The sequence below is a fragment of the Nitratidesulfovibrio oxamicus genome, assembly GCF_015731765.1.
Taxonomy (GTDB): Bacteria; Desulfobacterota; Desulfovibrionia; order Desulfovibrionales; family Desulfovibrionaceae; genus Cupidesulfovibrio; species Cupidesulfovibrio oxamicus.
In genome coordinates, this window is the sequence record NZ_VRYY01000076.1 from 1 (window position 1) to 7,231 (window position 7,231).

Annotated in this window: 7 protein-coding genes; all 7 read left to right on the forward strand. The window is 66.6% G+C overall.

All coding sequences use genetic code 11. The features are described from left to right. Nucleotides 1-1,679: tetratricopeptide repeat protein (locus FVW20_RS03475; RefSeq protein WP_196608313.1), on the forward strand; the 1,679-nt coding region annotated here is incomplete at its 5' end. Nucleotides 1,680-1,732: 53 nt separating this feature from the next. Continuing rightward, entirely contained in the window at nt 1,733-2,611 is an 879-nt protein-coding gene (locus FVW20_RS03480) for a hypothetical protein (protein ID WP_307831329.1), read from the forward strand. A 202-nt stretch (nt 2,612-2,813) separates the two neighbouring features. Then, complete coding sequence (locus FVW20_RS03485; RefSeq protein WP_196608314.1) at nt 2,814-3,221, forward strand: hypothetical protein; 408 nt, start codon at nt 2,814-2,816, stop codon at nt 3,219-3,221. Nucleotides 3,222-3,429: 208 nt separating this feature from the next. Then, nucleotides 3,430-3,882: a ribose 5-phosphate isomerase B gene (gene rpiB, locus FVW20_RS03490; RefSeq protein ID WP_196608315.1), complete on the forward strand. Its 453-nt coding sequence runs from the start codon at nt 3,430-3,432 to the stop codon at nt 3,880-3,882. A gap of 131 nt (nt 3,883-4,013) precedes the next feature. Beyond that, on the forward strand, nt 4,014-5,471 hold the full coding sequence (gene cysS / locus FVW20_RS03495) for a cysteine--tRNA ligase (RefSeq protein WP_196608316.1): 1,458 nt from the start codon (nt 4,014-4,016) through the stop codon (nt 5,469-5,471). 7 nt (nt 5,472-5,478) lie between these two features. After that, nucleotides 5,479-6,936 (forward strand): M48 family metalloprotease, encoded by a 1,458-nt coding sequence (locus tag FVW20_RS03500; RefSeq protein WP_196608317.1) that lies wholly within the window; start codon nt 5,479-5,481, stop codon nt 6,934-6,936. Nucleotides 6,937-7,075: 139 nt separating this feature from the next. After that, a partial coding sequence (locus tag FVW20_RS03505) for a macro domain-containing protein (protein WP_372434961.1) occupies nt 7,076-7,231 on the forward strand: 156 nt, incomplete at its 3' end.

The window sequence follows — 7,231 nt, forward strand, 5'->3', positions numbered from 1 at the left end:
CCCGTGCCGCCGCGCTGTTGGCGGCGGTCTGCCTGGCCGTCGGCGTGTCCGGCTGCGCAACCCGCCAGCCCGCGCCGGAAAAGCCCGCCCCCCCCGTGGAGTGGCGGCTGTCGCCCGATGCGGCCACCACCTACTACTACCTGCTCCTTGAGCAGGCGGGGCGCACCGGCAACATGCGTGATGCGCTGACGGCCATCGAACAACTGGTAGCCCTCGATCCGTCGCCCAGGGTGTTCATTGACGGCGGCTCGTTCCTGCTTTCGCGCAAGGAAGTGACCCTGGCCCGCCAGGTGTTGCAGGAAGGCGTGACCCGCTACCCCGACGACCTGGACATCACCCTGCTGCTGGTGGAAACCTACCTTGAGGAAAACCGCACAGGCGATGCGCTGTACACCCTGCGCAGCTTCGCGACCGCCCATGGCGAGGACGAACAGGCCCGCCAGGAACTGGCCCTGCTGCTGGTGAAAACCCGCAATTTCGCCGAGGCGGACAAGCTGCTCTCCGGCATTGCCGACCGCAACCGCACCCCCGTGCTGCGCTACTACCACGCCCGCGCCCTGGTGGGGCTGAACCGCCATTCCGAGGCGCTGGGCCAGTTGCGCAAGGCCGTCAAGGCCGCGCCCGACTTTCTTGAAGCCTGGGCGGAACTGGCCTTCATCTACGAACTGCGCAAGGACTACGTGGAAGCCGAGCGCACCTACGAGCAGATCATCACCCTGGACGAAAGCAACCAGGACGTGTGGCTGCGGCTCATCGCCATCAGCCTGAAGCTGAACAACCCGGCCAAGGCCTACGAACTGGCCCGCCAGGGTCCGGAAACATTCGGTTTTCTGCTCACGGCGGCCACCCTGTTCCTGGAAGAAAAGTTCTACGAACAGGCCGACGCCCTGCTTACCGTGGTCAAGGACACCCCCGGCGCGCCCGAAGAGGTGTACTTCTACCTGGCCGTGCTGTCCTTCGAGGGCAGGCGCGACCCGGCCGGGGCCCTGCACTGGCTGTCGGAAATCTCCCCGTCCAACAAGTATCACGACCGTGCCCTGCGCCTGAAAAGCCAGCTGCAGTACGAAAGCGGCGACCTTACCGGGGCGCTGGCCACGCTGAAGGAAGGACAGAAGCTGTACCCCGGCCAGAAGGAATTCTGGCAGATGGAGGCCCAACTGTACCTGAACAGCGACAAGCCGGAAGCGGCCCTGGCCGTCATGGACGAGGCGCGCAAGTTCTGGCCCGACGACGCGGAAATAGCCTTCATGCGCGGCATCATCCTGGACGAGCGCGGGCAGAAGGCCGAGGCGTTCGCCATGATGGAGCAGGTTATCGCCGACCACCCGCGCCATGCCCAGGCCCTGAATTACGTGGGCTACACCCTGGCGGAACAGGGGCGCGATCTGGACCGGGCGCTGGAACTGATCACCCGTGCCCTTGAAGAATCGCCCGACAGTACCTACATCATCGATTCGCTGGCCTGGACGCACTACCGCCGGGGCGAACTGAACGAGGCGTGGCAGGCCATCGGTCGCGCCGTGGAACTGGGCGCCAGCGATCCCACCATCTGGGAACACTACGGCGACATCGCCGCCGCCCTCGGCAAGAAGGCAGAGGCGCGCAAGGGCTATCGCAAGGCCCTGGAAATGTCGCCCGCCAACGCGGCGGACGTTACCGCAAAGCTCAAGAACCTGTGATGCATCCACCCTTCCGGCTTTTCGTCCTGTCCATGATGAACAAGGCAACCGGCGTGACCAAGGCAAACGGGGCGCACGACACTGACGTGCGCCGTCGCGTGTGGTCCCTGCCGGTCGCGGCCCTGCCCGTCTTTATCCTCCTTGTCATGGCCGCCCTGTTGCAGGGCTGCGCCACGCGCGTGCCCCCCGGCGTGCCCGCCACCGCGGAACAGGCCGACGCAGCCTGGCATGCCTACCGCAGTTGGGCGCAGACCAATGACGCGGATGCAGGCCCCTTCCGGGTCAACGCCAGCCTGCGCTACAAGACCGGCGAACATGAAGGCAACCGCGTGGTGGCCCTGCTGTGGTCCAACGGCGACGTGCCGTTGCGCCTGGACATCATGGCGGGCATCGGGGCCACCGTGGCCCGCATCCGCGAGGACGACACCACCTTCCTTGCCTATGCCCCCAACGAGAACCGCGCCTACTACCATAGCGGCGACATGAACCAGGGCGGACGCGCCCTGCTCTCGTTCGGCGTGCCGGTGCCCTTTTCCGTGCCGGACCTGGCCAACCTGCTGAACGGTCGCTTCTCCCGGGTCTTCGACGATGCCCGCACGGACGCACGGCTTGTGGCGGACGGGGGAATCGCCTACACTCTGCCGCGCGGCAGGGTTCGCGGAATGCTTGAACTTTCCCCCGAAGGGCTGCCCCGTCACTGGACGGATACGCCCCCCGGCGAAAAGCAGGCCGGATGGGACATGCGCATCGATTATGACGAGGCCGTGCCCCCCCTGCCCCGCAAGATCACCATCACCCACGCCAAGGGGTATTCCGCCATCCTGCTGGTGAAGGAACGCGAACGTCCGCAAGCCTTCTCCGGCGAACAACTGGGGCTGGAACTGCCCGAAGGCACCGAGGTCTTGCCGTTGCGCGAAGGCGCGCGGCGCTAGTGGGCCACCCCTTGCCGGACCATCCCGGGCAGCAGCGGAGAGCACGCATCACCGACTGTTCCGGCCAGCCTGACCGCTCCGGCAGGCTGACCGACAAAACGGGCTGAGGGCCCGACTATTCGGCTGGCATGGCTATCCAGCTGGCCCGACTCTTCCACCAACGGGCATGCCCCGCAGCCACCACAACGTGACGGAGACGTTCATGACCGCGCCCGATCCCCATACCTCCTTCTCTCTTTCGGCCGTGCTCTCCAACCTCAAGGTGGGGCTGTGCGTGCTGCGCGGCGAACTGGGCCGCGTGGCTTCCGGCGTGCTGCGCGGCATGGAAGCGCGCCAGTTGCGCCGCCGCATGGACGAGGAATACGCCGCCTTGGGCCGACGCGTGTCGGAACTGCTGGAAGCGGACAGCCTTGATGCCGCCGGATTGGCAGACGACGCCCGCGTTCGCGAACTGACGGATGACGCCCGCGTTCGCGAGCTGGCCGGACGCGCCGCCTTTCTGCGCGACGAACTGTCCCGCCATGCCGCCGGCGCCGCTGCTGACCGCGAGCGCCACCTGGCCCGCATGGCCCGGTGTTGCGGCTCGAACGGCAGGGCTGGCGAGAACTGATCCGGCAGAAACCAGCCAGGCTGGCGTCCTCTTTTTTACCCGGCCATGTCGCCGTCTTGACAACCGTCCCACGGAACAGCACATTCCCTGCGCCAGCCGGACCCGTCCCGCATCCGGGACGCACGACCGGCTTCGGTTCCACGGCATGCACGGCGCCCGCCACGGGCGCATACCCCATATTTTCGCCAGCACGCAGCAAGGAAATCACATGTCCGCACCCGTCATAATCGGCTCCGACCACGCCGGTCTCGCCCTGAAACAGATCATCGTCGCCCACCTCAAGGCCGCGGGCCGCGAGGTGGAAGACCTTGGCCCCCAGACCGCCGAAAGCTGTGACTACCCGCTGTACGCCGCCAAGGTGACCGAACGGGTGCTGGCCACCGGCGGCTTCGGCATTCTGGTCTGCGGCACGGGCATCGGCATGTCCATGGCCGCCAACCGCTTTCCGGGCATCCGCGCCGCGTTGTGCACCTGCGAATTCCACGCCCGCGCCACCCGCCGGCACAACGACGCCAACGTGCTGTGCCTTGGCGAACGGGTGACCGGCCCCGGCGTGGCCATGGGCCTTGTGGACCTGTTTCTGGACACCCCTTTCGAGGGTGGTCGCCACCAGCGCCGCATCGACCAGTTCGACGGACCGGCCTGCACCGGCGGCTGCTAGGCAGGACATCGGCCTTGCAGGCCGAACGCCCGCGTCACGCCTCTTCATCAGCCTGTCCACCGTGCCGGGCGCCATCCGGCATACGGCGCTCGTTCGCCGACGCACCACACCGCACTTTCACGGGAGCATCAATGCAACTGTACAATACCCTGACCCGAAAGAAGGAACACTTCGAGCCTGCCGTGCCCGGCAAGGTCAACATGTACGTCTGCGGCATCACCGCGTACGACCTGTGCCACATCGGCCACGCCCGCTCCGCCGTGGTGTTCGACGTGCTGGTGCGCTACCTGCGCCACACCGGGCTCGACGTCACCTTCGCGCGCAACTTCACCGACGTGGATGACAAGATCATCACCCGCGCCAACCAGGAAGGCCTGACCAGCCAGGAAGTGGCCGAAAAGTACATCGCCACCTTCTACGAGGACATGGATCGCCTGAACGTGCTGCGGGCGGACCTGGAACCCCGCGCCACCACGCACATCGAGGAAATGATCGCGCTGTGCGTGCGGCTTATCGAACAGGGCAAGGCCTACGCCACCCCCTCTGGCGACGTGTACTTCCGCGTGCGCGCCTTTCCCGGCTACGGCAAGCTTTCCGGTCGCGACGTGGACGACCTGCGCTCCGGCGCCCGTGTGGCCCCCGGCGAGGAAAAGGAAGATCCGCTCGATTTCGCCCTGTGGAAGGCGGCCAAGCCCGGCGAACCCTTCTGGGAAAGCCCGTGGGGCAATGGCCGCCCCGGCTGGCATATCGAATGCTCCGCCATGAGCGAAAAGCATCTGCCTCTGCCCCTGGACATCCACGGCGGCGGGCAGGACCTGGTGTTTCCGCACCACGAGAACGAAATCGCCCAGACCGAGGCCGCCCTTGGCAAGGATTTCGTGCGCTACTGGGTGCACAACGGCTTCGTGCAGGTGAATGCCGAAAAGATGTCCAAGTCGCTCGGCAACTTCCGCACCATCCGCGACATCCTTGAAAACTACCTGCCGGAAACGTTGCGCTACTTCCTGCTGACCAAGCATTACCGCAGCCCCATCGACTTCACATTCGAGTCCATGGACGAGGCGGAAAAGAATCTCAAGCGCATCTACGAGGCGCTGGGCCTGTTGCACGCCGAACTCGAGCGCGAAAAGTGGACCTCCGGCCCCCTGCCCAAGGACGTGACCGAGGAATTCGAAGGCCTGCGCCAGGCCTTCACTGATGCCATGGAAGACGACATGAACACCGCTGCCGCCCTGGGCCATGTGTTCACCATGGTGCGCCTGGCCAACCGCATCCTGGACAACAAGGGCCAGCGCAAGACCGAGGGCGCTCGCGCCTTCTTCCGTGCCGTGCTGGACGAGGCCTCCATCTGGCATGCCGTGCTGGGTGTGTTTGGCCGCGAGCCCGCAGGATTCCTGGCGGAACTGCGCGCCTGCCGCGTGGCCCGCAAGTCCATCGACCCGGCCAGGGTCGAAGAACTGTTGCAAGCCCGCATCAACGCCCGAGCAGACAAGGACTTTGCCCGTGCCGACGCCATCCGCGACGAAATCGCCGCCCTCGGCATAGAGGTGCGCGATACGCCTTCCGGCGCGGTGTGGGACGTGCTATAAGGCGCGCATGCCCACCCGCTTCCGCCATTCTTCCGCGCCCCGCACCGGCTGGTTTAGCGCCCGCCTGCGGGGCGCGCTTGCCCTGTGCCTGTGCGCGCTGATGCTGCTGGGCCAGGCCCTGCCCGCCTTTGCCCCGTCCGCCGGAGCCTTCCTTGGCGACTTCACCGTCAAGGACGAGGTGGAACTGGGCAAGAAGTTCAACGTGCTCATCAAGGCCCGCCTGCCGCTCGTTGAAGACCCGGAGGTGAAGGAGTACGTGCGGTCCATCGTCGAACGGCTGAAGGCGGTGGTGCCGCCGCAGCCCTTCGATTTCGAGACCAACGTGCTGATGCACAACGCGGTCAACGCCTTCGCCAGTCCCGGCGGGTACATCTTCGTGCACACCGGCCTGCTGATGGCCATGGAGCACGAAAGCGAGGTGGCGGGCGTGCTGGCCCACGAAATGGCCCACGTCACCCAGCGTCACATCGCCAGCCGCATCGAAAAGTCGCAGCGCATCACCCTGCTCAGTCTGGCCGGGGCGCTGGCCGGGGCCTTCATGGGCGGCGGCAGCAGCAAGGGCGCGGCCATGGCCGGTTCGCTGGCGGCGGGCCAGACGGCCATGCTCAACTACAGCCGCATCGATGAAGCGGATGCGGACCAGGCAGGCATGCAGTACCTGGTGGCCGCCGGGTTCCGCCCGGACGGCATGGCCGGGGCCTTCGAAAAGCTGCGCAGGCAGAACTGGTCCACCGGCACGGACGTGCCCGCGTATCTCAGCACCCACCCCAACATCACGGAACGCATCAGCGAAGTGCGCCTGCGCGTTGAGCAGCAGTCCGCCAGCGTGCGCAACCGGCAGGACGACGACGAACGGTTCCGCCGGGTGCAACTGCTGGTGCGCGCCCGCTACGCAGACGCCGCCATCGCCCTGCGCACCTTCGAACAGGCCAAGCCCACCGACTGCATGTCCCAACTGGGGCTGGCCATCCTGTATTCGCGCCTGAACCGGATTGGAGAGGCCACTGCGGCCTTCGACCGGGCGCTGGCCTGCAATCCCAAGGACCAGTTGGTCTGGCGCGAGGCCGGGCGGTTCCACTACACCAAGGGCGACCGCAACCGCGCCGCGCAGATGCTGCAACGCGCCGTGCTCATGAATTCGCGCGACTACATGGCCCTGTTCTTCTACGCGCGGCTGCTGTTCGATGCCGGGCAGCGCAACGAGGCCTATACCTACTACAAGGAAGTACTGCGCCACCTGCCCGAGGATTCCGAGGTGCACGACTACTACGGACGCGCCCTGGGCATGGACGGGCAGGTCTTCAAGGGCTACCTGCACCTTGCCTACAGCGCGCTGTACTCCAACGAGAAGGAAAAGGTGGAGCAACTGCGCGACAAGGCGCGAGCGGTCATCCGTACGCCGGAAGACCAGGCGGAACTGGAACGCTTCGACACCCGGTACCAGGAGCGCAAGGCGGTCTGGTAGGCGTGCCCGGCTTCGGCTGTGTGGTGCGCGCCATGCCGAAGAACGTGCGTGGGGCCGCGCGCCCCGGCAGCCCGCAGCCCCCCGGAATGTTCCCCCAACGTTTTTCAGGACGGCCCTTGTGGACGATCTGGCCCTGAGCATCCCCGGCCCTTCCGGCCACGGCCTGTTGGTGGTGTCCACCGGCGACCTTGCCGCCACGGCGGTCGACGCGGTGGTCAACGCCGCCAATGCCGGACTGGCAGGGGGGGGCGGCGTGGACGGCGCACTGCACCGCGCCGCCGGGCCGATGCTGCTG